The organism is Rubrivirga halophila (genome assembly GCF_046845755.1).
GTDB lineage: Bacteria > Bacteroidota > Rhodothermia > Rhodothermales > Rubricoccaceae > Rubrivirga.
Genome location: NZ_CP177357.1, coordinates 1,583,441 through 1,607,610, shown reverse-complemented (window position 1 = coordinate 1,607,610; position 24,170 = coordinate 1,583,441). Strand labels below are relative to the sequence as shown.

The following is a 24,170-nucleotide window of genomic DNA, read 5'->3' as shown; positions in this document are numbered from 1 at the left end:
CCCCGCTCTCGTCCCCGCCCGTGCTCAACCTCGAAGCCGCCGACCCCGACGTGCTCGTCCTCGTCGGCACCCAGACCGGCAACTCTGAACGCGTGGCCGACGCCGTCGCCGACGCGCTCGGCGAGCTGGGCTTCGCCGTGCACCTGCTCGACATGGCCGAGGCGTACCCCGAGGCGCTGGAGGAGTACCGCCAGATCCTGGCCGTCGTCTGCACCTGGAGCGAGGGCACGTTCCCCGACAACGCCGTCGACTTCGCCGAGGCGCTCGACGCCGTCCGCCCAGACCTCGCCGGCGCCAGCTTCTCCGTTTGCGGGCTCGGCGACCGCGACTACGACCCGTTCTACCAGACCGCCGCCGAACGGCTGATCCGTCTGCTAGCGACCTCGGGCGCGACCGAAATCGTCCCGCTCCACGACATCGACGGCGGACCAAACGCCGCCGACATCGAGGGCGCCGTCGGCTGGGCGCAGCGGTGTGCCCAGTCGTGGGGCCGGGTCGCCCAGGACTCCGAGCCGCCCGGCTCGCGCCCGCACCCTGACCGCCCGTGACCCTCGCCAGCCTCGACCTCTCCGGTCTCCACTTCCAGACCTCCGACGGCGTGTTCGCGGCGCTACGGTCGGCGTGCGAGCAGAACCCGGACGTGGCGGCGTTCGAGACGATCGGCGTGAGTGAGGAGGGGCGACCGATTGCCGGCGTGACCCTTGGGTACGGCCCCCGGTTGGCGACGCTCGTGGCCGGCGCGCACGCGGACGAGCCGGTCGGCCCCGAGACGCTGCGCACGCTCGTCCTTGAAGGGTTGGCAGCTCGGGACTGGGGTGCCGCCGACGGTGGGCTCCACGACCTGTTCGAGCGGTGGACGCTCCGCCTCGTGCCTCACCTCAACCCCGACGGCGAGGCGCGGAATGGGCCGTGGATCGAGCGGTTCGACGCGAGCGAACCGGCCGCGTCGCTCGGCCATTTCTTGCGCGGGCGCCGCCGCGAGCCGCCCGGCCGCGACCTCGAGTTCGGGTTTCCGGACCTCCGCCCCGAGAACCGCGCGGCTACCGATTTTCTGTTTTCCGGCCCCCCGGTGTCGCTCCACGCGAGCCTGCACGGCATGGCGGTTTCCGAGGGCGCGCTCCTCCTCGTCGAGCGCCATTGGTTGGGGACGGAGCGCGACGCGAGCTTGCGCGCGGCGTTTCGAGACGCCGCCAGCGAGGCGGGCCTCCCGCTCCACGACCACGACCGGGGTGGCGACAAGGGCTTCCTCTACGGCGGCCCCGGCTTTTGGAGCACGCCCGAGGGGACGGCCATGCGCCAGCACTTTTTGAACGCAGGCGACCCTGAGACGGCCGACCGGTTCCGCCGCTCGTCCATGGAGCAAGCGCTTGCGACGTCCGGCGACGCACCGCTCTGCGTCGTGACGGAGCTCCCGCTGTTCCAGGTGGAGCGCCGTCCCGGGCCGGCGGGCGTCCCCGAGGCCCTCCTGGCGTTCCGCGAGGAGATGCCGGCGCTCATCGGCCGCGCGGCCGAGGGCGACGACCTGGGCGACGCCGTCGAGCGCTACGGGATCACGTGCCCCGACCTGCCGACCCAGGTCCGGCTCCACCTCCGCGCCCTCGACGCAGCGCTGGTAGCGGCCTGAGGCGAATCGGGTCGCCTTGCGGCGGCCCTCAGATCAGCCGAAGAACCAAAGGCACATCCAGACGGCGAACAGCATCGCGGCACCGTCCGCGATCAGGCCGGCCGGGAGCGCGTGCCGCGTCTTGCTCACGCCGACGGCCCCGAAGTACACGGCGATCACGTAGAACGTCGTCTCGGTCGAGCCGAACATCGTCGCGGCCATCCGGGTGATGATCGACTGCTCGCCGTGCTGGGCCGCGAGGTCGGCCACGATCGCGACCGAGCCGGACCCGGTGAGCGGGCGGACGATCGCCATCGGGAGCACCTCGGCGGGCATCCCGATGAGCGCCAGGACGGGCGACAGCGCGGTCGCCAGCCACTCCATCGCGCCCGACGCCCGGAACATCCCGATCGCGAACAGGATGGCGACGAGGTACGGCATGATCCGGACTGCCAGCCCGAACCCTTCTTTACCGCCCTCAACGAACGACTCGTAGACGGGCACGCGCTTGAACAGCCCGTACAGGGGGATCCCCACGATCATCGCCGGCAGGACGAAGACCGAGAGGACGCTGATGATTTCGCGGAAGGCGTCCATCTAGACCTCGGGCTCGGCCGCCGGCGCCGGATTCGTGAGCGGGTTCGAGGCCCGGAAGCGTGGGAGCTTCGACAACAGCTTCGCCGACGTGACCGCCACGATCAGCGAGCCGATCGTGGTAAACAGGATCGGGAAGTACACGTTGTTCGTCTCGACGCCCAGGATCGCGATCAGGGTGATCGGCGGGATGAGCTGGACGCTGGCGGTGTTCATGGCCAGCAGCATCGCCATCGAATCGGTCGCGGTCTCCGGGTCCGGGTTGAGCGTCTGCAACTCCTCCATCGCCTTGATGCCGAAGGGCGTCGCAGCATTCCCGAGTCCGAACACATTCGCGGCCAGGTTGAGGGCGATCATCCCCATCGCGGGGTGGTCTTTCGGGATGTCCGGGAACAGGGGGCCGAGCACGGGGCGCACCAGCTTGACGAGCCCGTAGATGATGCCGGCGTCCTCGGCGATCTTGCTCAGCCCGAGAAACAGGACGAGCACCCCGATCAGACCGATCGCGATTGTGATGGCGATCTCGGCAAAGTCGACGGCCGCCGTCGTGATGGCGCCCAGCTTGACGAAGCGGACCGGCGCGAACACGAGCCCGGCCGTCGCCGTCGCCGACGAGTCGGTCCGCTGCATCCGGACGTCCGCCAGCGTCCCCTGAAGGATCTGGTCGCGCGGGTTGGTGGCGTCGCGGATGACGTCGAGGGGTGCCGGAAGGGACGCGTCCGCATCCGCGAGGCGGATCTCCGGCGTGCCGTCGGCCGTCGCGCGCAAGGTGGCGGGGTACTCGGCGTCGGGCGTGCCGTCGACGCCGTAGAAGGCGCGGAAGGCAGTCGAGTCGAGAACGACCGTCACCGGCTGGCGGGCGGCGTCGGCGTCGAACGGCCGGTCGAACCGGAGCTCGACCGGGAGCGGCTCGCCGTTGCGGTACGTGTCGCCGACGAGGTCGGACGTGTCGGAGGCGAGGGCGAAGACCAGGCTCACGATGATGAGCCCGGCCCAGATGTAGTTGAGCATCGGCGTGGCGGGTCCCGGAAGGTCGCCGCGCCCGGGGGACGGCGCAAGCCGCAATCGTCGCGGGGGTCTTCCGGGGGGCTCGCCCTCTCGCAGGCGACGCCGCAGGGCGTCCGCGCGCGCGGGGCGCCGGCCCGGCCGCTAGCGGCAGAGCGCGTCGTCGACGAGGCGCCCGCCCAGGCTGTCGGGCCCGGACTCCAGCGTCTCGTTCCGCTCGACGCAGGCGCCGGCGACCGCCACATAGCGGCCGTCGCGCTCGGGCTGCGCCAGCACCGCCGGGGCGGCGAGGGCACAGATCCCATCGAGGACGAGGGCGGCGAGGGCGAGGCGGCGGCGCATAGGGGAGAAAGGGCGTTCGCGGCCGATGCCTGACAAGACCGTGCCGAGTCTGACCTGAGACGGTGCGGGCCGAGGCGTCGGGACGCCCGGGTTCCCGGTCGCGCGGCTAAACGTCGTCCGGTTCGGTCGTGTCCGCCGCCGCCGGGGCGTCGTAGTGGGCCCGGATCTTTCGGGCGACCGACGGCCCCACGAGCGCCGCGAGCTGGGCCTCGGTCGCCGACTTAACCGCCTTGACGCTCCCGACCTCGGTGAGCAGCTTCTTGGCCGTTTTGGCCCCGACGCCCGGGATGTCGAGGAGCTCGCTCCGGAGGTCCTTGATGGTCCGCTGCTTGCGCTGGGCCGTGACGGCGAACCGGTGGGCCTCGTCGCGGACGCGCTGGATCAGACGGAGCGACGACGACGTGCGCGGAATGATGGTCGACTCGGAGCTGCCCGGCACGAACACCTCTTCGAGTCGCTTCGCCAGCCCGACGACGGGAAACTTCCCGTACACGTCGACGCGTCGGAGCGACTCGACGGCCGACGACAGCTGCCCCTTGCCACCGTCGATGATGACGAGGTCCGGCCACGGCCCGTTCTCCGCCAGCAGCCGCGCGTACCGGCGCTCGACGACCTCGCGCATCGACTGGAAGTCGTCGGGCTTGCCGTCCTCGACCGTCCGGATCTTGTAGGTCCGGTAGTCGGACTTGCGCGGCTTGCCGTCCTGGAAGACGACGCAGCTGGCGACCGTCCCCGTGCCGCCGAGGTGCGAGATGTCGAAGCACTCGATCCGGCGAGGCGGCTTCTTGAGGCGGAGGTCGCGCTCGAGGCTCAGGACCGAGCGGGGGATCCGGTCCTCCTCGCGCTTGCTCTGCTCCAGCTTCCATTCCCCGAGGAGCAGCCGGGCGTTCGCCTCGACCATGTTCATGAGGTCGAATTTCTCCCCGCGCTGCGGCGTGTGGACTTCGACGCGGCGCCCCCGCTTCTCGCGCAACAGCTCCTCGAGTGCACCCGGGTCCTCGAGCGGGCCGGCCAGAAACACCTCGTTCGGGGTGAACATCGCCTCGGCGTAGTACGCCTCCACGAGCCGCTGCAGCAGCTCGGCGTCCTCGACGCCCTCGACGCCGCGGAGCACCTTGTGCTGGCGCCCGATGATCTTGCCCTCGCGGACCTTGAACAGCACGCCGACGCCCGCGTCCGCCTCGCGGTCGACGGTGATGGCGAACAGGTCGCGGTCCACGTCCGGGTCGGTCACCACCTTCTGCTTCTGCGCGTATGTCTCGATGGCGCGGACGCGGTCGCGGTACTCGGCGGCCTCCTCGAACTTCTTCTCGGCCGCGAGCCGGCCCATTTCGTGGCGGAGCAGCTCCAGCAACTCCCCGGTCTTGCCGTTGAGGAGCTTCTTGATCTGCTCGATCGAGGCGTCGTAGTGCGCCTGGGTCTCGTAGCCCACGCACGGCGCGGCGCACTTCTGGATGTGGTAGTCGAGGCAGGGCTGGAACTTGCCGGCCTCGATGGCGGCCTGGTTGAGGTGGAGCGAGCACGACCGGAGCTTGAACAGGCTCTTGATCGTCTTGAGCATCAGCTTCATCGCCTTCCCGTCCGTGTACGGGCCGAAGTACAGCGAGCCGTCGCGGCGGACCTTCCGCGTTGGGAAGACGCGCGGGAACCGCTCGTTCTTGATGCAGATGTACGGGTATGTCTTGTCGTCCTTGAGCAGGATGTTGTACCGCGGCTTGAGCCGCTTGATGAGGTTGTCCTCCAGCAGCAGCGATTCCGACTCGGTGTCGGTGACGATCACCTCGACGTCGGCGATCTTGCGGACGAGGGCCTCGGTCTTGGCCTGCTTCGGGCGGCCCTCCTGGAAGTAGCTCCGCACGCGCGAGCGCAGGTTCTTGGCCTTGCCCACGTAGAGCACCTTGCCCTCGGCGTCCTTGTGCTGGTAGACGCCGGGGGTCGTCGGGAGGTGCTTGAGCTTGTCGGCGAGCGCGTCGGTCATCGATGGGGGGGCTGGCGGGCGTCGTACGCCGACCGGCGAGTGTCGCTCCCAGCGATGACGGCCGTGCGTCACAGCGCCGGTTCGGGCAGTCAGAGTCCGGCCCCGCGCGCACCCCCAATCGGACCGACCGTGCCAACTAGGAAGCGGGGGCTCCCCGCCCCTCCACAAGGCGGGGGCGCCCCCCAGAGGGCGCCCCCGCTCACTGCTCCACGACAGTGGCTGGATCAGCCATACGGCCAGTTGGCCCAGTTCGAGCAGTGCCCGCCGTTGTCGGTCCCGGCGAGGGTCCGGTACGGGCCGTTGTACAGCGCGTTCATGACGGCCCGCGGCGACGCCTGCACGTCGCCGTTGTTCTTGATCCGGACGGTCCCGAAGTGCGCCTGGCTCAGTCCGTGGCCGATCTCGTGGACCGCGACGGTTTCGACGTCGATGTTCGAGGAGCCGTCGTCGGCCCAGTTCCAACTCGGGTCGTAGTAGATCTCGCGGAAGGCGGTGTCGGCGAGACCGTTGCCGTCGATGTCGGTGGGGCCGCTCACCCCCGTGAAGATGAACGTGAAGGTCACCCCCAGGACGCCCCCGGCGAAGTTGAGGTCGCGCCAGCCGGCGTGCTGGACGTCGGCTAGAATGTTGAAGCTGCCGACGGTGCCGCCGCTGAGGATGGCGGCGACGTAGCCGATGTCCAGCCCGAAGTCCGGGTTGCGGAATTGCGGGAGCGCCGAGCAGTTCAGCGCCTCCCAGGAGGCCGTTCCCCGCTCGATGGCGGCGTCGGTCTCGGCCCCGGTGAGCCCGCCGAAGAACGGGACGGCGTCGCCCGTCTGGTCGATGGCGTAGGTCACGTTGTCGCTGGCGGGGGCCGCGCCGCTCCAGGTGCGGCGGCCGTCGAACGGGACGAAGTCGGCCGTCAGGCGCTTGTTGCCCACGTCCTTGGCGATGACCGTGCCGCCCGCGATGCCGCCGTCGGGGTTGCCGACCCACTCGCCCATGAGGATCTGAACGCCCTCGCCCTCGAGGGTCAGGTTGGCGTCGTCGATCATGGCCGAGATCTGCGCCTCGGGGTCGTCGGCGTTGGCGTACGCGACCGCCCCAGGGGTGGCGGCCGTCGCGGCGTCGCCTACGGCGGTTGGAGTGAACTCTTCCGACGCACAGCCGGAGAGGAAGAGGCCCAGCACGAGGACGGCGCCGAGCATGCGAAAGGTTGTCATGAGAAGACCCGGGTTGGGAGAGGGGGGGCGCGCTGATCTGTGTGGGAAAGGTGGTCTGGAGTCCGCAATCCGGAGCAACCCTGACGGGGGTTGGGCAGGCCATCACTTGTATGCGACCACCCTTAACGAATGCAGGTGGATGGCCCCGCCTGGTAACGGGTCGAGACGAATGCGTGACGCTGGGAAGGGAGCTTGAGTGCGGCTCTACGGGCCGCTTCCGCGCTCGCCACATGAGGTCAAGCGGAGCGGTTGCCCGCCATCTTGTGGTCGAGGGTGAGCCGAGAGTTCGGGGCGTGCCACACCCCTAAGTCGAGGACGATAAAGACCCACCACGACGCACGACACGATCACCCTTCTCGTTCAGCAAGCACCTTCGTCCACCCCACGTCCATGCGCGTTCCCCTAGTCCTCGTCGCCGCCCTCGTCTTCGGCGCCGCTCCCGCCCTCACCCAGCCGATCCTGTCGGACTCGTCCGCGATCTACGTCAGCCCCCTGTTCGGGATCGTGCACCAGAGTTCGGAGGGCACGGCCCTTTCCGCCGGCGGGGATGTCGGTTGGCGCGTGGGGGCCTCGTCAGACATCGGTCTCCGGGTGCTGGCGGGGGACCTGACGACGCAAGACGGGAGCGGAGGCTTTCTGACGGTCGGCCCGACGCTGGGCACCAGTCGCCGCGTGGTCGGCGGCTTCGAGCTGGACGCGCGCCTGCTGGCGACGGCCACTTTCTCGGACGTCGGCCCCCGTGGGACGGCGGACACGTTTGGCCTCCAGGTGCTCCGCGGGACGGCGCAGGCCACAGTCAGCCGTCCGATCCCGATCGTCGGCAGCCTGTCACTGGCCCCGACGCTGGGGCTCTATGGCACGTCGTGCGCCACGCCGGGCTACGAGGTCCCGGGGGGGTCGCAGGCGAGGTGCGCCAAGGGCGGCGTGCTGGCGGGCGTCGACATTCGGTTCCGCGTGCTCGGAGCCGACGTGTCGGTCCCGATCATCGCCCCGATCCTGAGCCGGGGCAACGACCACGCCGGTCATCTGGCCGGCTGGGAGGTGCCCTCGGTGCCGATCACCGGCGGCATCCGCATCAGCTTCTAGTATCCAGTGCCGATGAGCCGCGTTCGCGCCCGCGGGAGGCGCCCCTCGCGGGCGACGGACACCACGATGGACCGGCCGACGCGGAGGTTCGCTGGCGACCACGCCGTAGGGAGCGCGACGTACACGTCGACGCTGCCGGTCAGCGTCGCCGCCGAGACGATCAACAGGTCGTCCCCGCAGGGTTCGCACTGCGCGCCGGGGGGGCAGGGCGGGCAGAGCAGGGCGCCGGTTAGCCACCCGGCGACGTTCGCGCGCAGCGTGTCGGCGTCCGAGCCGGACATCGCCAGCGTCCAGTCGAGCGCCGACATCCGGGGCAGGTCGAGCGTGTCGGGCAGCGCGGCCGTCGAGTCGGTCAGGCCCCAGCCAGGGGCAATCCGCCCGTCATCGAGCACGCCGTCGAGGCGCGTGTCGCGGGCGGCGCCGTGGAGCTGGCTGTAGGGAAGAGGCACCTCGGGGGCGGCGCACGCGGCGAGGGTGAGGAGCGAGAGCGTGAGGAGACGGGTCATGATCCTGAGGTCGCGCGCGTTGGCCGAAGCGCACCGCCGATGGGGAGGGGTCGGGCATCGCAGTGGCTAGGCCGGCACGTCCTGGCTGAGGCAGTGGCAGGCGCCGAGCCCCCAGACGAGGTGCCGCGCAGGGATCCGGGCGACCGGCCGGCCGGTGAGCCGCTCCAGCACGTCTGCCGCGTGGTCGTCCTGGGCGACGCCGAACGCCGGCATCAGCACGGCGGCGTTGCCGATCAAGAAGTTGGCGTAGCTGGCGGGCAGGCGTTCCCCGTCGTGGAAGAGCGCCGGGGGCATCGGCAGCGGGTGGACCTCGAGCCCGTGCCCGTCACGGCCCCGCCAGGCGCGGAGGCGCTCGGCGGCGTGCGCCAGCGGGGCGTGGTTGACGTCCGTCGGGTCCGGCTCCTGCGCCACGACGACCGTCCGCTCGCCGACGAATCGCGCGAAGTCGTCGACGTGGCCGTCCGTGTCGTCGCCCGCGATCCCGTCGCCGAGCCAGATCGTCTCGGTCACGCCGAGCCCGTCCAGCAGGAGCTGCTCGACGTCGGCCTTGGAGAGGCCGGGGTTGCGGTTCTGGTTCAGCAGACAGCTCTCCGTCGTCAGCGCCAGCCCGACGCCGTTCACGTCGACGGAGCCGCCCTCCATCACGAGGTCGAAGGGGACCCGGGCCAGCTCGTGGACGGCGGCCATCGCCGTGGGGACCGTGTTGTTCTGTTCCGTCCGGTCGTACTTGCCGCCCCAGGCGTTGAACACCCAGTCCGTCGCCAGCCGACGCCCGCCGTCGTCGGCGACCACCAGGGCGCCAAAGTCTCGGATCCACTCGTCGTCGGTGGGCCAGACGTGGAGGCGGACACCGCGGGCGCCCGGGGCCTCCGCTCGCCCGGCGTCGACCGTGCTCTCGATCCCGCTCGCCGCCAGCCGCTGGCGCACGGTCTCGGCGTGGTCGGCGCTCTGCACGACCACGCGGACCGTCTCGCCCGGCCGGAGCGCATCGATCATGGCGAGGTAGGCCGGCTCGACGGTTTCGGCAAGGTCCAGGCCCGGCCACGTGTCGGCGCAATGGGGCCAGACGAGCCACGTCGCGGCGTGAGGCGCCCACTCGGCGCGGCGGCGGTAGCCGAGGGCTCCGGGCGAGCCGGGCGTCGGGGGTCGCACGGCCATCCTAGCTCCCGTAGCGCTCGCCGAGCGAGCCGTAGGCGTCGACGCGGCGGTCCCGGAGGAACGGCCACCCGTGCCGCTGCTCGTCGATGGCGCCGAGGTCGGCCTCAACCACGAGCACGCCCTGCTCGGACTCCCCGAGCTGTCCCAGGAGCTGACCGTCCGGGCCGGCGATAAAGGACGAGCCCCAGAACTCGATGCCGCGGCCCTCGCGCTCCGCGTCGGGGTCGTCGAGCGTCACCGGCTCGAACCCCGTCCGGTTGACGGCCACCACGAACACCCCATTCGCGACCGCGTGCGACCGCTGCATCGTGATCCACGCCTCGCGTTGGGCGATTCCGTGGGACGCCTTCTCGCCCGGGTGCCACCCGATGGCGGTGGGGTAGAACAGCACCTCGGCGCCCTGGAGCGCCGTCGCCCGCGCCGCCTCGGGGTACCACTGGTCCCAGCAGACGAGCACGCCGAGGTCGCCCTTCGACGTCGCCCAGTTCTTGAACCCGAGGTCGCCCGGCGCGAAGTAGTACTTCTCGTAGTAGAGCGGGTCGTCGGGGATGTGCATCTTGCGGTACTTGCCCAGGTACCCGCGCGCGCCGTCGAGGACCGCCGCCGTGTTGTGGTAGAGGCCGCGGGCGCGCTTCTCAAACAGGCTCGCGACGATCGCCACGTCGAGCTCGGCCGCGAGCGGCGCAAGCGCCTCCGTCGTCGGGCCCGGCACGGGCTCGGCCCACGCGAAGGGCTCCGTGCTCTCGGTCTTGCAGAAGTACGGCGACAGGAACAGCTCGGGAAGGCACACCACGTCGGCGCCGGCGGCGGCGGCCTCGCGGACGAAGCCCTGCGCGCGGGCCAGGTTCTCGGCGGGATCGGTCGACATCGCCATCTGGACGAGGCCGAGGCGAACGGGGTCAGGCATCGGAGGGGCGGGGCTCAGGAGGGGTCGAGGTAGGTCGACGACTGGAAAAAGGCGCGGTAGTCGGCGAGGATGGCCTGGGCCTCCTTCGGGCGGATCAGGCCCTCCTTGGCCTTCTGGCGGAGCGTCGTCTGGACGCGCGCGTGCAAGTCGGACGGGAAGTACTGGACGCGCGCGAGCATCTGCTCGACGGTCGTCGCGGGGATCGTCTCCTCGACGTAGTACCCCGAGGGCTCGCTCTCGTCGAGATACACGTGCGCCTCGGCCACGCTGCCGAACAGGTTGTGCGCGTCCCCCAGGATGTCCTGGTAGGCCCCGACGAGGAAGATGCCCAGCCGGTACGGCGCGCCGTTCGGGGCGTGGACCTCGAGCGCGCGCTTTTTCCCCTCGGGCGCGATAAACCGGGCGATCTCGCCGTCGGAGTCGCACGTGATGTCGACGAGCCGGGCCCGGCAAGTCGGCGCCTCGTCCAGCCGGGAGACGGGGACGATGGGGAAGCGCTGGCCCAGGGCCCAGTGGTCCATCAGCGACTGGAAGACGGAGAAGTCGCACAGGACTTGCTCCGCGAGCGCGTCGCCGAGCGCGTCGAGCTCGGGGGGGACCCAGTCGGGCCCGACGGCGAGCAATCGGGCGTGGATGTCGCGGCAGACGGACCAGTACAGGGTCTCGGCGAGCGCCATCGGGTCCAGCCCGAGGTAGCCGTACTGGAACAGGGCCTCCGACTTCTGGCGCGCCTCGACCGCGTCGTGGTAGATCTCGAGGAGCTCGCCCAACCCCGGCGCCTCGGGGACCGACCGTCGCAAGGCGTCGAGCTCGGACGTGATCGCGTGCGCGCCCTCGGGGAGGACGAAGTCGTCGGGGACCGACGGCTTGCTGGTCATGCCCAGGGTGTCCACGACGAGCACGGAGTGGTGCGCGGTGAGGGCCCGGCCGTTCTCGCTGACGATGGTCGGGTGAGGCACGCCCTCGGCGTCGCAGGTCTCCTGGACCGCGTACACGATGGCGTTCGCGTACTCCTGCATCGAGTAGTCCACGCCCCCGCGCCCGCCGCCGAGCGGGAGCGCGTCGTAGTTGACGCCGAGGCCGCCGCCCACGTCGAGGTACTCGGGCGCCAGCCCGCGCCGGACGAGATGCGCGTAGATCCGGGTGATCTCTTTGACCGCGGCCTTGAGCGCGCCGACGTCGCCGATCTGGCTGCCGAGGTGGAAGTGGAGGAGCCGCAGCGCGTCGCCCCGGCCCGCGTCGATCAGGCGGTCTGCCGCGGCGACCAGCTCGGGCAGTGTGATCCCGAACTTCGACAGGCTCCCGCCCGACTTCGTCCACGGCCCAGGGGCGACGGACGCCAGCTTGATCCGGATCCCGAACCGGGCGGGCTGGTCGGCCTCGTCGCTCAGCGCCAGGATCTGGTCGAGCTCCGTCGTCTTCTCGATGATCGGGAGCACCTTGCGCCCGAGCCGCTGGAACGTCTGGATGATGCGCAGCATCGCCGCGTCTTTGTACCCGTTGACCAGGCACAGCGTGTCGTCGGACTCCAGCCTCGGCAGCGTCGCCACCAGCTCGGCCTTCGAGCCGCACTCCAGGCCGAACCGGTACGGGCGCCCCGCCTCGACGATCTCGTCGACGACCTCCCGGAGCTGGTTAACCTTTACGGGGTACACGCCGGTGTAGCCGCCCCGGTACCCGGACTCCTCGATCGCCGTCTGGAACGCCTCGTTGAGCTGGCGGACGCGGGTGTCGAGCAGGTCCTGGAACCGGATCACGGCGGGGAGCGAGAGGCCGCCGGCCACCACCTCCTCGACGACGGCCGCGAGGTCGATCTCGCCATCGCGGCGGGGGTCCGGCCGGGCGACCACGTGGCCGGCGGCGTTGACCCCGAAGTACCCCTCGCCCCAGGCGGCCATGTGGTACAGCGCCTCGGCATCAGCGGGCGTCCACGCCTCGACGTGGGGGTCCGGAGCGGCGGGGGCGGGGACTGTGTCGGGCACGGGCGGAGAAGCGGGAGGGGGACGAATCGACGGGTGAGGGGCGCCGAAGGTCCGGCGCTGCGGGGGGGAGACAAGCCAAGCCTCGTGGAATCTCACCCGGCGCCCGGCGGAGACGTCCCCGAGCGGAACGCGCACGCGCTCCGGCGGGTGTCTATCCGCCCTGCTGCCCCGACCCGATGAGCGACCGCCCCGTCTCCGATTTCCTCCGCCACCACTACCGCCACTTCAACGCCGCCGCGCTCGTCGACGCCGCCGAGGGCTACCGCGCCCACGTCGACGGCGGGGGCAAGATGCTGGTCGCGCTGGCGGGCGCCATGAGCACGGCGGAACTCGGCCTGTCGCTCGCCGAGATGATCCGGCAGGGCCACGTCGACATCATCTCGTGCACCGGGGCGAACCTCGAGGAGGACCTGTTCAACCTCGTCGCCCACGACCACTACGAGCGGATCCCGAACTGGCGCGACCTGACGCCGGCCGACGAGCAGGCGCTGCTGGAGCGCGGGATGAACCGCGTGACCGACACCTGCATTCCTGAGGAGGAGGCGTTCCGCCGCCTCGAGGCGGCACTCGTCGACGAGTGGCGGGCGATGGAGGCCGAGGGCCGCCGGCTCTTCCCCCACGAGGTGCTCTACCGGATCCTGCGGTCGGGCCGGCTCGAGGAGCACTACCAGATCGACCCCAAGGACTCGTGGCTCCTCGCCGCCGCCGAGCGCGACCTCCCCATCGTCACGCCCGGCTGGGAGGACTCGACGACCGGCAACATCTTCGCCTCCCACGTCATCAACGGCGACCTTAGCAGCCCGCACACCGTCAAGCACGGCATCGAGTTCATGACGTGGCTCGCCGACTGGTACACCGACAACGCCGACGGCCCCGGCATCGGGTTCTTCCAGATCGGCGGCGGCATCGCGGGCGACTTCCCGATCTGCGTGGTCCCGATGCTGGAGCAGGACCTCGACCGTCGGACTCCGCTGTGGGCCTACTTCTGCCAGATCTCGGACTCGACGACGAGCTACGGGTCGTACTCCGGCGCCGTCCCGAACGAGAAGATCACCTGGGGCAAGCTGGCGCCCGGCACGCCCAGCTTCCTGGTTGAGAGCGACGCGACGATCGTGGCCCCGCTGATTTTCCAGTACGTGCTGGAGCGGTCCGGGATGGACGAGAACGCATAGTCAGGACGCGGGCTGGCGGGCTCGCGTAGCGTACGTTCGGCGCCCATCCCCAGCCCCGCCCCCGTGTTCCTCATCGCCACCGTTCTTCGCCCCAGCCCGATCGCCGGCATTGGCGTGTTCGCCGCCGAGCCCGTCGCGGCCGGGACGCGGATCTGGGAGTTCACCGACGGCGTCGACTGGCGGCTGGCGCCGGCGGAGCTCGCGGCGTTCCCCGAGCCCTACCAGTCGCGCCTGCGCCAGTGGTGCTACCTCGACGACGATGGCACGTACGTCCTGTGCGGCGACACGGCCAAGTTCATGAACCACTCGGACGAGCCGAACTGCGACGAGCCGGAGCACACGACGGTCGCCAACCGCGACATCGCCCCGGGCGAGGAACTGACCTGCGACTACCGGACCTTCGACGGCGAGAGCATGGCGCTCGGCGACGCCTTCGACCCGGCCGGGTCCTGACGACTCACGCAAGCAGGAACCGTCGGACGTCCGCGGCGAACCGGGGCACGTCGACGCCCTGGATCGGGTGGTCGAGGCCGGGAAGGATCTGCAAGCTGGCAGCTGGGATCGTGCGCCACAGACCGACCGCGTGGCGCACGTCGAAAAACCGGTCGGCGTCGCCCGCCGAGACGAGCGTCGGGCACGCGATGAGCGCGAGATCGGCGTCCGAGATCCAGCGGTCGGGGAGGGCGGAGGTGAAGGCCACGATCTGGGCGACGAGCCCGGGCCACCGATCGCCATGCGTGTCCTGCAGGCGCCGCGCCCAGAACGGGGTGTCGCTGGCGATCCGGCCCGGCGCCATCGGCGCCGTCATCGCCTCGACCTCGGCGGCGTCCCACTGCACGTTCGCCCCGTGGATCGCCAGCCGGCCGACGGCGTCAGGGCGGGCGATCGCCAGTGCGAGCGCGACGCCGGCGCCCATGGAGAACCCGAAGACGTTCGCCGCGGACAACTCAAAGTGGTCGATGACCGCTATTGCAGCCGATGTGTAGGCGTCCCACTCCGGCGCCGCCGCATCGAGATCCCCGCTCCGCCCGTGCCCCGGGAGGTCGACCCCGTAGACCCGGAACGTCCGCTCCCACACCGCGATCAGCCGGTCGGTCTCCAGCTCCGTCGATCCTAGCGCCGCGTGGAAGACGACGAGAGGAGGGGCGTCCTCCGGTCCCGAGACCTGCACGGCGACGCGGCCGCCCGGCGCGTCGACGTCCACCCAGTCGCGCGCCGGGCGGACCGACTCCACCAACTCGACCAGCACGCCCCCGGTGTCCTTGGGATGCAAAAAGACGACCCGTTTGCGGTCGGCGCCCGGTCGCGGTTCGCCGAGAACGCGGAGGCCCAGGGCGCGCGCGCGGTCCACGTGCCGGTCGAGGTCGTCGACCTCGAACGCGAGGTGGTGGAGGCCGGGGCCCCGCTTCTCGACGTACTTGGCGATCGTCGACTCGGGCGTCGTGGCCTCGACGAGCTCCAGTTTCGGCGCCGCGCCCGGGACGCCACCGTCGCCGAAGAAGACCGTCCGCACGCCCTCCGACGGCACGGCCTCCGTCTTGTACGGGGCCGATCCAAAAAGGGCTTGCAGGGCCGCCGAGTCTTCGGGGCTGGCGATGGCGATGCCGACGTGTTCGAGGGTCATGGGTGCGGGGTCTGGTCCCGGAAACTCGCACCGTCGGGCTCTGTCCCACGGTCATGCTGCTGCACCTTTCCGCCCCGGGCGACGCCCACGGCCCCGACGCGGCCCGCCAGCAGCGGCTCGCGATGGGCGCCAGCCTGGCCGTCGCCATCGTGATGCTGGTCGGTAAGCTGGCGGCGTACCGGTTGACGGGTTCGACGGCGATCCTGTCCGACGCGCTCGAGTCCGTCGTCCACCTCGCGGCGACGGCGATGGTCGGGTTCAGCCTGTGGTACGCCGCCCAGCCGCCCGACCCCTCGCACCCGTACGGGCACGGCAAGATCGCGTACTTCTCCTCCGGCACCGAGGGCGCGCTGATCCTGCTCGCGGCGATCGGCATCGTGTGGACCGCCGTCATCGACCTCATCGAGGGGCCGCAGCTGCAACAGTTGGGCCTCGGCCTCCTCATCACGGCGGTGCTCGCGCTCATCAACCTCGTCCTCGGACTGGGGCTGATCCGCGTCGGGCGCCGCACGAACGCCCTCGTGCTCGTCGCAAATGGCCACCACGTCCTGACCGACATGTGGACGAGCGTCGGCGTGCTCGTCGGCGTCGGGCTGGTGTACCTCACCGGCTGGCTCTGGCTCGACCCCGTCGTCGCCATCGTCATGGGCCTCAACATCCTGTGGACGAGCGGGGCGCTGATGCGCGAGGCGTACGGTGGGTTGATGGAGACGGCCGACCCCGCCGTCACCGAGGCCATCCTGGCCGTGCTCGATACCGCTCGCGCCGACGGCTTGATCGACGGCTCGCACCACGTCCGCCACCGCCGCGTCAACGACCACCTCTGGATCGAGCAGCACCTCCTGCTCCCCGACGACCTCCGGCTCGTCGACGCCCACGACCGGGCGACGGAGGTCGAGACGCGCCAGCAGGCCGCCTTCCCCGACAGCCGCGTGCTCGTGACCAGCCACCTCGAGCCGCGCTCGCACGACCACCCCGCGGCGGCGCCCCACGACGCCCTGACCGACTCGCTGGCGGAGGTCGCCGCCGAGCAAGGCCGACCGTCGGCATCTTAGGGCCCTCGCACACTCCCCCTTTATGACCATCGCCGTCATCGGCGGGCTGGCCGCCGGGCCCGCCGCCGCCGCCGAGGCCCGACGCCGCGCCCCCGACGCCCAGATCCTCCTGTTCGAGGAGGGGCCCCACGTCTCCGTCGGCACGTGCGAGATGCCTTACCGCATCGGCGGCGTGGTCGACGACGACCTCCAGGTGTTCACGCCCGAGACGCTGGCGGCCAAAAAGGGCATCACCGTCCACGACCGCCACCGCGTGACCGCGCTCGACCCCAAGGGCTCGCTCACCGTCGAGGCGCTCGAGTTCGGGAGCACGCGCGAGGTCCGCTTCGACCGCGCGATCCTGGCGACGGGCGCTCGCGCCCGCACCCTGCCCGGCCCGATGCCCGCCGGCGTCTTCACCGTCCGCGACTTGGTCGACACCGAGCACATCGAGCGCTGGCTGGCGACCGAGCCCGTGCGCCACGTCGTGGTCGTCGGCGGGGGCTACATCGGGCTCGAGATGGCCGAGGCCATGCGCGAACGGGGGATCCGCGCGTCCATCCTCGACCCCTCGGGCCGCGTCCTGAACGCGACGGTCGCCTGCGAGGCCAGCGACCTGATGAAAGCGGCCGTCCTCGCGGCGGGCGTCGCCGTCCGCCCCGAGCGCGCGACGGACCTGCTGGCGGACGACGCCGGCCGCGTCCGGGCCGTCCGCACCGACCGCGGCGAGCTCGTCGGGTGCCAGATGGTGGTCGTCAGCATCGGCGTCGAGCCCCGGACCGAGCTGGCTGAGGCCGCCGGGGTCAAGCTGGGAGCCATGGGCGGCATCGCCGTCGACGACCAGATGCGGACCTCCGCACGGACGATCTATGCGTGCGGCGACGTCGTCGAGGTCCCCCGCGCCCCCGACGGCACGCGCGTCCTGTGGCCGCTGGCGACGACCGCCCGCCGCACGGCCCGCGTCGCCGCCCGGAACGCCGTTCGGCCCGGGTCCGACACGTTCCGGCCGATCGCGGGTGCGGTCGCCGTCCGCGCCTTCGGCATCGAAGCCGGGTCCGTCGGCCTGTCGCTCGCGCAAGCGACCGAGGCCGGCCTCGACGCCGTCGCCGCCGACATCCGCCACTGGTCGCGCACGCGCGTCTTCCCCGGGTCGTCGCCGATCGACGTGCGGCTCGTCGTCGAGCGCCGGACCGGCCGCATCTTGGGCGGCCAGCTTGTCGGCGCCGAGGGCGCCGCGCTCCGCGCGAATGTGCTCGTCCCTCTTGTCCAGTCCGGCGGCACGGCCCGCCAGCTCGCCGAGGACCTCGACCTGATCTACAACCCCCCGCTCGCGCCCGCCGTCGACCCCCTCAAGATCGCCGCCAGCCGCGCGATGGATCTGATCTAGACGGATGGGGGATGAGGCGGACGGCACACGGCTGTGCGTCCCGTCGCCGCCGCCCCTTGCTCCCTCTGTGTCCTACACGCCCATTCATCCCACGACCGCCCTTGGACCTCACTGAACGCTCCATCGAGACCGAGCAGATCTACCGGGGCGTCTTGCTCGACGTCAGGAAGGACACCGTCCGCTTGCCCGACGGCGAAACGTCGGGCCGCGAGTGGCTCAAACACCCCGGCGCCGGCGCCGCCGTCCCCGTCGACGCCCAGGGCCGCGTCGTGCTCCTCCGCCAGTTCCGCTTCGCGCCGGGCCGCGAGTTCTGGGAGGTCCCCGCCGGCAAGCGCGACGGCGACGAGGCCCCGCTCGCGGTCGCCCAGCGCGAGCTGGTCGAAGAGGCCGGCCTCACCGCCACTCGGTGGACCCCCCTTGGCGTCACCTACCCCGCAATCGGGTATTCCGACGAGGCCATCCACCTGTATCTCGCCGAAGACCTCACCCCCGCGGACTCTGCCGTCGACGCCGACGAGTTCGTGGAGCCCTTCCGGATGCCGCTGGCGGAGGCCGTCGAGTTGGCGCGGACGGGTCAGATCGAGGACGCCAAAACTTGCGTCGCCCTCCTGCTGGCGGCCGCTGAGATCGAGCGGCGAGGGTAGGGGAGCGGGCTCCAATCGGTCTCCGGCGACGTCAGCGACCAGCCGAGGCCGCCCTTAGGCGTGCTCGTCTCCAGCGGCGGCGCGCGGCGCGGACCCCTCCGCCTGCCCCGCGAGGGGCTCGACGTGTCGGGCGAGAAAGTCGAGCTGGTCGCCGACGACTTTCCCGAACAGCGGCTCGGTGTACGGATCGAAGTGGCCGCCGCCGTACTGGATCAGCGTGGCGTTCGGGGCCCGCTCGCACGCCTCGATGGCCGGCCCGGCCGGCGTTGTCAGGTCGCCCCGCGCCACCTGGACGAGTGTCGGCATCTGGAGCCTCGGGAGGGCACGGCCGGGCGAGTACAGCCCGATGGCCAGCACGAACCGGGCGGCCACGCGCCGGTCGAACGCCAGCCCGTCGGGTACCAGGCCGAGGTACCCCTCGCACTCGCCCGGCGCGTTGAGTAAGCCCGTCTCGCCCTCGCTCGCGCTGGACAGGACGTAGTGCGGAGGCTGCCGAAGCAGGGCTCGGACCGAGTCGTACAACCCGTGTATCGAAAGCCGGGCGACGGTCGTCAGCCGCTCGCTCCGGAGCGACGCGTACCCGCTCACGTGGGGGACCTGGGAGATCACGGCGGCCACGCGCGGGTCGTCTGCGGCCACCTCAAGCACGTGCCCGCCGCTCAGCGACGAGCCCCACAGCACGACGCGGTCGGGGTCCACCTGGGGCTGGCTCCGCGCAAAGGCGACGGCCGCGGCCCAGTCCTCCAGCTGGCGCGAGATGCTTAGGAGCTGGCGGGGCTCCCCGTCGCTGGCCCCGAAGTGGCGGTAGTCGAAGACGAGGCAGGCGTAACCCGCCGCGCGGAACCGCTCGGCGAACGCGTCCAGGCGCATCTCTTTGACGCAGCCAAGGCCGTGGGCCATGACGACGGTGGGAAACGGCCCCTCGCCGTCGGGCACGTAGAACCAGCCGGCGCACCGGGTCCCGTGCGATTCGAAGACGACGTCGTGACGCAGGGGAGGGGGCATCGAAGGGGCGCTCGGTGGGCGTGCCGGTTTACACGGCCCGTGTGGGGCACGACCTGAGAATACGGACGTGCAAGCGGCGCGTCTGGCACGTGCCCCGAGGGAACCAGAGGAGGATTCGGACATGACGGGAGAAACCGCCCGGGGCGCCGGCTCACCGTCGCCCCGTCAGCCCCCGTCTTCACCGAGGTTCGGCGCGCGTGTCCGGTCGCCCGGGCGCTAGCTTGCGCACCGACTCCCCCCCGACCGACCCGTGTTCTACCTCCTCATCGTCGTCATCCTGATCGTCGCCCTGCTGATGGGCATTGCGGTCCTGCTCCAGAGCGGCAAGGGCGGCGGCCTCGCCGGCATCGCCGCCGGCGGCCAGACGACCCAGATCCTGGGGGCCCGCCAGGCCCCCGACTTCCTCGAGAAGGCCACGTGGTCCCTCGGCTGGCTCTTCCTCGGGTTGTGCCTCGTCACGACGTTCTTCATCCCGCGCGCCGGCCGCGACGGCTCCATCCTGCAGGAGCGCGCCGGTGAGCTGCCCGCCGCGGCCCCGTCGGCCATCGAGGCGCCCATCGAGGGCGACGCCGCCCCGGCCCCCTCGACCGCCAACCCCGCCACGCCGACTGCCCCCGACGTCCCCCCGACCCAGGAGTAATCAGGACGACGGACGACGGACGACGGACCGCAGACGGCGGTGCGCTCCGTCCGGCCCCAGCTCAACACCTCGTGAGGGCGCTCCGATCACTCGGGGCGCCCTCGTATTTTGTGGCCGCCGTCTCACCGAGAGCAGATGGGGAGGGCAGCACGAGCCAGGCGTCCTCTCCCCAGCCGTCCTCCCCGCACACGCGGGTACTCAGAGTGACGAGCGCCGCGATCGACAAAGGCCTAAATGGGGCAAGAAAGAGGCGACCCCACTCCCCAACAAAAAAACGGGGCCCGCCCCGAAGAGCGGGCCCCGCTGACCGCGTCGGCCTGTACGCCGGATTCTGTCCGGCCGCGGGCGTCACGCCGCGGCCTGTGCCGCCATCTATCTGGGACCGCCGTCGCCGGCGGCCTCGAGCGGCCTACCCACGTCCTCGGGCGGGCACCCTTTCCGGGACGAGCCCGGGCGGACGTTGCGTGGCCTTGCACCCCGTGGGGTTTGCCTAGCCGCGACCGTCGCCGGCCGCGCTGGTGGGCTCTTACCCCACCGTTTCACCCATCACCTGTGTCCCGCGCAGCCCGAAGGCGGTTGCGGGACCATCGGCTGGTCTGTTCTCTGTTGCACCTGCCGTCACCCCGCCGAGGCGGGGCGCCTTCCTGTTAGGAAGCACAGTGCCCTGTGGTGTCCGGACGTTCCTCCCCGGGGCGAGCCCCGAGGCGGCGGCCCGGCCGACGCGCTCGTAAACAACGAACGGGCGCCGACCGTGGGGCCAGCGCCCGCTCAAGGTCGCGTGGATTCGGACTACGCCGCCTCCTCGGAGAACAGCGCGTCGTCCACGATGATGCGGCCGTCGTGCTCCGAGACGATGATCCGGTCGCGCTGGCGGACCTCGACCTGGCGCTGCGGCGGCACGATGAAGCCGGCGGCGGCGCCGCGCTCGATCGGAACCACGGCCCGGCCGTCGCGGACGCGCGTCCGCAGACGCTCGTACGCGCGGCGGTACCGCTCGTCGATCTGCTTGGCGGCCTTCTCGCGCTGCTTCTCGTACGTCTCCTGCTCGGCCTTCGTCTCCTCGACGACGCGGTCGAGCTCGACGCGCTTGTCGGCGATCCGGGCCTCGAGCTCCTTGAGCGTGTCGTCGGCGCCGTCGACCGTCTCGGCCGAGTCGGTGTCGAGGTTGTCGTACCGCTCGATCTCCTCGTACGCCGCGCCGATGCGCTGGCGGTGGGCCTCTATCTCCTTCGTCAGCGCATCGTACTCGCGGTTGTTGCGGACCTGGAGCTGCTGCTCCTCGTACTTGCGAATGAGCCCCTCGGACTCGGCGATGTCCAGCTTGAGCTTCTTCTTCTGGACCTCGGCCTCCTTCTTGTCCTGGTCGATCTTGCCGAGCCGCGTCTGGAGGCCGGCCCGCTCGTCCTCGAGGTCCCGGATCTCGTCCGGGAGGTCGCCGCGGAGCTTGGTCAGCTGATCGATCTTGGTGTCGATGATCTGGAGGCGAACGAGGGCGCGGAGCTGGTCCTCGATCGTGGTCGTGTCGGTCGTCGCCATTGGAGATGTGCGCGTGGGGAGTCGGGCAGGGTACCGCCCCCGGAGCCTCGCAGTTTTGAGACCGGAGCGAATTGTCGGCCCAGTCCTCGATTTTCGGTCATCGGTTGCCGGTATGCCGCCCTGGGACTCAGCGTCCGCTCAGCCCCCAGTCCTACCGACGAACGTCCGCATCGGCGAGGTCCGGTGCCGCGTCACGTCGACCGCGAGGCCGGGCAGGGCGGCCCGGAGGTGGTCCGCGATCAGGCGCTCCGTGACGGCCTCGGTCTCGTAGTGCCCGGCGTCGACGAGCGCCAGCCGGGGCGCGCCCTCGGGGTCGAGCGCCTCGAAAAAGCGGTGGTACGTCACGTCGGCCGTCACGTACGCGTCCGCGCCGGCCGCGAGCGCGGCGGGCAGGAACGACAGCCCGGACCCACCGCAGACGGCGACGCGCTCGACGGTCTGCCCGTCGTCGCCGACGTAGCGCAGCGCGCCCGCCCCGAGCGCATCGCGGACGCGAGCCAAAAACGCCGCCAGCGATTCCGGCGCCGCCAGCGTCCCGACCGCCCCGTAGCCCTGCCGCGTCGTCCGGTTCTCGACCGCGTACACGTCGATGGCCGGCTCGTCATAGGGATGCGCCGTTGCCACGGCCCGCACCGCGTCCCGCACGGCCCATTCCGGGACCACCGCCTCGATCCGCACTTCTTCGACGGCTTCCGCCGCGCCGACCGTGCCGACGGATGGCGACGCCCCCGGCTCGGGCAGAAACCGCCCCGTCCCCTCGGCCGAGAACGAGCAGCCGGAGTAGTCGCCGATCTCGCCGGCCCCCGCTTGCGCGAGTGCGGCCCGGATGGCGTCGCTCGCGGCGCGCGGCGCGAACACGACCAGCTTGCGCATCACGCCGTCGAGCGGCGCCAGGATTTCCGGGTCCTGAACCCCGAGCTGTTTCGCAAGCGCGAACGACACGCCGCCGTGCGCCGCGTCGAGGTTGGTGTGGATCGCCGCGTAGCTCACGCCCGCCCTCGCCAGCCGCCACACGAGCGACCCGACGGGGTCCGTCGCCGTCGCTCGCGCGACCGGCTTGAAGATGAGGGGGTGGTGGGTCACGATCAGCCCGGCGCCCGTCGCCGCCGCCTCGTCCACGACGGCTGGTGTGAGGTCGAGCGCGACGAGTACGCGGTCGACTTCCGCAACGGGGTCGCCGACCTGCAGGCCGACGCGGTCGAAGTCGGCCTTCTGGCCTTGAGGGGCCCAGGCGTCGAGAACGGCGAGAACGTCAGAAACCGTCATGTCGGCTAGGTAGAGGGGCGGCCGGACAGCGCGATGCCCTCGGCCTCGTCGACGCGCGTCAGCAGCGCGGCGCCGATCACGAACAGGACCAGGACGACCGAGATGCCGATGCGCTGCGAGCCGAAGGCCTGCGTGAGCACGCCGAGCAGGAACGGGCCGATAAAGGCGGTCGCCTTGCCCGAGAAGGCGAAGAAGCCGTAGAACTCGGTCTCCTTGTCGTCGGGCACGAACCGGCCCAGCAGCGACCGGCTGGCGGACTGGTTCGGCCCGATCGCCAGGCCCACCAGCACGCCCGACACCCAGAAGACGGTCCGGCTCTCGGTCGACACCGCCAGCATGGCGGCCACGATCAGGAGCGCCAGCGACATGAACAGCACGGGCCGCCCGCCGATCCGGTCGTCGAGGAACCCGAACCCGAGCGCGCCGATCATCGCGGCGACGTTGAGCACGATGCCGAACAGGAGGACCTCGCCGATCTCGAAGCCGAGCGTGCCCTGCGCGTAGATCCCGCCGAAGGCGATCAGCGTCACCAGCCCGTCGTTGTAAAAAATGCGGGCGACGAGCAGGCGCACGATCTGGCGGTAGCGGCGCAGCTCGCGAGCGGTCTCCGCCAACTCCCCGAAGCTCTCCTTGACGAGCGTCCCGAGCGGCGGGCGGCTCTCGACCTGGACCTCGCGCAGGACCAGGAAGGTGGGGATCGAGAACACCGCGAACCAGCCGGCGACCAGCAGATTGGTGGCGCGGACGTGCTCGCCCAACGCTTTGTCGAGCCCGAACGGGGCGACCTCCGGGTTGACGAACACGACGAGCGCGATGCCCAGGCACAGCAGCCCGCCGACGTAGCCGAGCGCCCAGCCGTAGCCGGAGACGCGGCCGATCTGGTCGGGCCGGGCGATGTCGGGGAGGTACGCGTTGTAGAACACCTGGGCCGTCTCGAAGGCCACGTTCGCCGCGACGAACCAGAACAGCGCCTGCATCACCTGCCCTGGCTCGGCGGCGTACAGCCCGACCGTGCCGACGACGCAGATCACCGTCATCGCCAGCAGGAACGACTTCCGCGCGCCGCCGCGGTCCGCGAACGCGCCCAGGACAGGGGAGAGGAGGGCCACCAGAATCGCCGTGATGGTGACGGCCCGCGACCACAGCACCGTGCCCAGCTCGCCGTCCGGCACGGCGACCCCGGCCGCGTCGGGCGAGAGCACCATGTAGCCGGTGAAGTACGTCCCGTAGATGAACGTCACCACGAGCGTGGTGAACGACGAGTTGGCGAAGTCGTAGAGCGACCAGGCCCAGATGGCCTTTTTGTCGCCGCGTTGGGACGTCATTCGGATGGGGGAGGGGCGGCCCAAGCTAGACTGCGCACGTCCGGCCAGCCCGAGGGTGGAGCTCAGCCACCTGGTGGCCGCTTGCTATCTTCGTCCCACGCCCTCGTAGCTCAGTCGGATAGAGCGACTCTCTCCTAAAGAGTAGGCCACAGGTTCGATTCCTGTCGAGGGCAC

Annotated in this window: 23 protein-coding genes, 1 tRNA gene and 1 other RNA gene; 10 read left to right on the top strand and 15 right to left on the bottom strand. The window is 71.1% G+C overall.

Going from position 1 to position 24,170, the window contains the following annotated elements; genetic code table 11:
• Positions 1 to 20 precede the first annotated feature (20 nt).
• Positions 21 to 548 carry a flavodoxin domain-containing protein gene (locus ACLIRP_RS06935; RefSeq protein ID WP_412063237.1) on the top strand — a complete coding sequence of 176 codons (528 nt, stop codon included), beginning with the start codon at positions 21 to 23 and terminating at the stop codon, positions 546 to 548.
• Entirely contained in the window at positions 545 to 1,624 is a 1,080-nt protein-coding gene (locus ACLIRP_RS06930) for a M14 family zinc carboxypeptidase (RefSeq protein ID WP_412063236.1), read from the top strand. The genes ACLIRP_RS06935 and ACLIRP_RS06930 overlap by 4 nt, the downstream gene beginning before the upstream one ends.
• 33 nt (positions 1,625 to 1,657) lie before the next feature.
• Here the strand turns inward: ACLIRP_RS06930 and ACLIRP_RS06925 are convergent, their stop codons facing one another.
• The 5 genes from ACLIRP_RS06925 to ACLIRP_RS06905 all read right to left on the bottom strand — a co-directional run bounded on the left by ACLIRP_RS06925 (position 1,658) and on the right by ACLIRP_RS06905 (position 6,724).
• On the bottom strand, positions 1,658 to 2,200 hold the full coding sequence (locus ACLIRP_RS06925) for a spore maturation protein (RefSeq protein ID WP_412063235.1): 543 nt from the start codon (positions 2,198 to 2,200) through the stop codon (positions 1,658 to 1,660).
• The gene (locus ACLIRP_RS06920; RefSeq protein WP_412063234.1) at positions 2,201 to 3,208 is read right to left on the bottom strand and encodes a nucleoside recognition domain-containing protein; all 1,008 of its coding nucleotides are present in this window, start codon (positions 3,206 to 3,208) and stop codon (positions 2,201 to 2,203) included.
• Positions 3,209 to 3,346: 138 nt separating this feature from the next.
• On the bottom strand, positions 3,347 to 3,544 hold the full coding sequence (locus ACLIRP_RS06915) for a hypothetical protein (RefSeq protein ID WP_412063233.1): 198 nt from the start codon (positions 3,542 to 3,544) through the stop codon (positions 3,347 to 3,349).
• A gap of 106 nt (positions 3,545 to 3,650) precedes the next feature.
• Positions 3,651 to 5,522 carry an excinuclease ABC subunit UvrC gene (gene uvrC, locus ACLIRP_RS06910; RefSeq protein WP_412063232.1) on the bottom strand — a complete coding sequence of 624 codons (1,872 nt, stop codon included), beginning with the start codon at positions 5,520 to 5,522 and terminating at the stop codon, positions 3,651 to 3,653.
• 224 nt (positions 5,523 to 5,746) lie between these two features.
• Entirely contained in the window at positions 5,747 to 6,724 is a 978-nt protein-coding gene (locus ACLIRP_RS06905) for a hypothetical protein (protein ID WP_412063231.1), read from the bottom strand.
• 390 nt (positions 6,725 to 7,114) lie between these two features.
• On the opposite strand from ACLIRP_RS06905, the gene ACLIRP_RS06900 reads away from it, so the two are divergent.
• Positions 7,115 to 7,810 (top strand): hypothetical protein, encoded by a 696-nt coding sequence (locus ACLIRP_RS06900; RefSeq protein ID WP_412063230.1) that lies wholly within the window; start codon positions 7,115 to 7,117, stop codon positions 7,808 to 7,810.
• Here the strand turns inward: ACLIRP_RS06900 and ACLIRP_RS06895 are convergent.
• From ACLIRP_RS06895 to speA, 4 genes are all read right to left on the bottom strand, one after another.
• Complete coding sequence (locus ACLIRP_RS06895) at positions 7,807 to 8,316, bottom strand: hypothetical protein (RefSeq protein ID WP_412063229.1); 510 nt, start codon at positions 8,314 to 8,316, stop codon at positions 7,807 to 7,809. The two genes, ACLIRP_RS06900 and ACLIRP_RS06895, sit on opposite strands and share 4 nt — an antisense overlap.
• A gap of 66 nt (positions 8,317 to 8,382) precedes the next feature.
• Positions 8,383 to 9,474 carry an agmatine/peptidylarginine deiminase gene (locus ACLIRP_RS06890; RefSeq protein WP_412063228.1) on the bottom strand — a complete coding sequence of 364 codons (1,092 nt, stop codon included), beginning with the start codon at positions 9,472 to 9,474 and terminating at the stop codon, positions 8,383 to 8,385.
• Between the two features lies 1 nt (position 9,475).
• Positions 9,476 to 10,381: a carbon-nitrogen hydrolase gene (locus tag ACLIRP_RS06885; RefSeq protein WP_412063227.1), complete on the bottom strand. Its 906-nt coding sequence runs from the start codon at positions 10,379 to 10,381 to the stop codon at positions 9,476 to 9,478.
• Positions 10,382 to 10,395: 14 nt separating this feature from the next.
• Complete coding sequence (speA, locus tag ACLIRP_RS06880) at positions 10,396 to 12,363, bottom strand: biosynthetic arginine decarboxylase (RefSeq protein WP_412063226.1); 1,968 nt, start codon at positions 12,361 to 12,363, stop codon at positions 10,396 to 10,398.
• 176 nt (positions 12,364 to 12,539) lie between these two features.
• Between speA and ACLIRP_RS06875 the strand changes: the two genes are divergently transcribed.
• The gene (locus ACLIRP_RS06875) at positions 12,540 to 13,535 is read left to right on the top strand and encodes a deoxyhypusine synthase family protein (RefSeq protein ID WP_412063225.1); all 996 of its coding nucleotides are present in this window, start codon (positions 12,540 to 12,542) and stop codon (positions 13,533 to 13,535) included.
• A 63-nt stretch (positions 13,536 to 13,598) separates the two neighbouring features.
• Entirely contained in the window at positions 13,599 to 13,988 is a 390-nt protein-coding gene (locus ACLIRP_RS06870) for an SET domain-containing protein (RefSeq protein ID WP_412063224.1), read from the top strand.
• 4 nt (positions 13,989 to 13,992) lie between these two features.
• Here the strand turns inward: ACLIRP_RS06870 and ACLIRP_RS06865 are convergent, their stop codons facing one another.
• Positions 13,993 to 15,159 carry an alpha/beta fold hydrolase gene (locus tag ACLIRP_RS06865; protein ID WP_412063223.1) on the bottom strand — a complete coding sequence of 389 codons (1,167 nt, stop codon included), beginning with the start codon at positions 15,157 to 15,159 and terminating at the stop codon, positions 13,993 to 13,995.
• Positions 15,160 to 15,212: 53 nt separating this feature from the next.
• On the opposite strand from ACLIRP_RS06865, the gene ACLIRP_RS06860 reads away from it, so the two are divergent.
• From ACLIRP_RS06860 to ACLIRP_RS06850, 3 genes are all read left to right on the top strand, one after another.
• A complete protein-coding gene (locus tag ACLIRP_RS06860; RefSeq protein ID WP_412063222.1) occupies positions 15,213 to 16,214 on the top strand; it encodes a cation diffusion facilitator family transporter in 1,002 nt (333 codons plus the stop codon).
• Positions 16,215 to 16,236: 22 nt separating this feature from the next.
• Entirely contained in the window at positions 16,237 to 17,580 is a 1,344-nt protein-coding gene (locus tag ACLIRP_RS06855) for an FAD-dependent oxidoreductase (RefSeq protein WP_412063221.1), read from the top strand.
• 101 nt (positions 17,581 to 17,681) lie between these two features.
• Positions 17,682 to 18,224 (top strand): NUDIX domain-containing protein, encoded by a 543-nt coding sequence (locus tag ACLIRP_RS06850; protein ID WP_412063220.1) that lies wholly within the window; start codon positions 17,682 to 17,684, stop codon positions 18,222 to 18,224.
• Between the two features lie 54 nt (positions 18,225 to 18,278).
• Here ACLIRP_RS06850 and ACLIRP_RS06845 read toward each other — a convergent pair whose 3' ends face one another.
• Entirely contained in the window at positions 18,279 to 19,229 is a 951-nt protein-coding gene (locus ACLIRP_RS06845) for an alpha/beta hydrolase (protein WP_412063219.1), read from the bottom strand.
• A 250-nt stretch (positions 19,230 to 19,479) separates the two neighbouring features.
• Between ACLIRP_RS06845 and secG the strand changes: the two genes are divergently transcribed.
• Positions 19,480 to 19,869 carry a preprotein translocase subunit SecG gene (secG, locus tag ACLIRP_RS06840; protein WP_412063218.1) on the top strand — a complete coding sequence of 130 codons (390 nt, stop codon included), beginning with the start codon at positions 19,480 to 19,482 and terminating at the stop codon, positions 19,867 to 19,869.
• 304 nt (positions 19,870 to 20,173) lie between these two features.
• Here secG and rnpB read toward each other — a convergent pair.
• From rnpB to ACLIRP_RS06820, 4 genes are all read right to left on the bottom strand, one after another.
• Positions 20,174 to 20,593: RNase P RNA component class A (gene rnpB / locus ACLIRP_RS06835), an RNA gene on the bottom strand.
• 65 nt (positions 20,594 to 20,658) lie between these two features.
• Positions 20,659 to 21,405 carry a zinc ribbon domain-containing protein gene (locus ACLIRP_RS06830; RefSeq protein ID WP_412063217.1) on the bottom strand — a complete coding sequence of 249 codons (747 nt, stop codon included), beginning with the start codon at positions 21,403 to 21,405 and terminating at the stop codon, positions 20,659 to 20,661.
• Between the two features lie 138 nt (positions 21,406 to 21,543).
• A complete protein-coding gene (locus ACLIRP_RS06825; RefSeq protein ID WP_412063216.1) occupies positions 21,544 to 22,671 on the bottom strand; it encodes a Nif3-like dinuclear metal center hexameric protein in 1,128 nt (375 codons plus the stop codon).
• Positions 22,672 to 22,676: 5 nt separating this feature from the next.
• Complete coding sequence (locus tag ACLIRP_RS06820; protein WP_412063215.1) at positions 22,677 to 23,996, bottom strand: MFS transporter; 1,320 nt, start codon at positions 23,994 to 23,996, stop codon at positions 22,677 to 22,679.
• Between the two features lie 99 nt (positions 23,997 to 24,095).
• Between ACLIRP_RS06820 and ACLIRP_RS06815 the strand changes: the two genes are divergently transcribed.
• A tRNA-Arg gene (locus ACLIRP_RS06815) sits at positions 24,096 to 24,169 on the top strand.
• Position 24,170 lies beyond the last annotated feature (1 nt).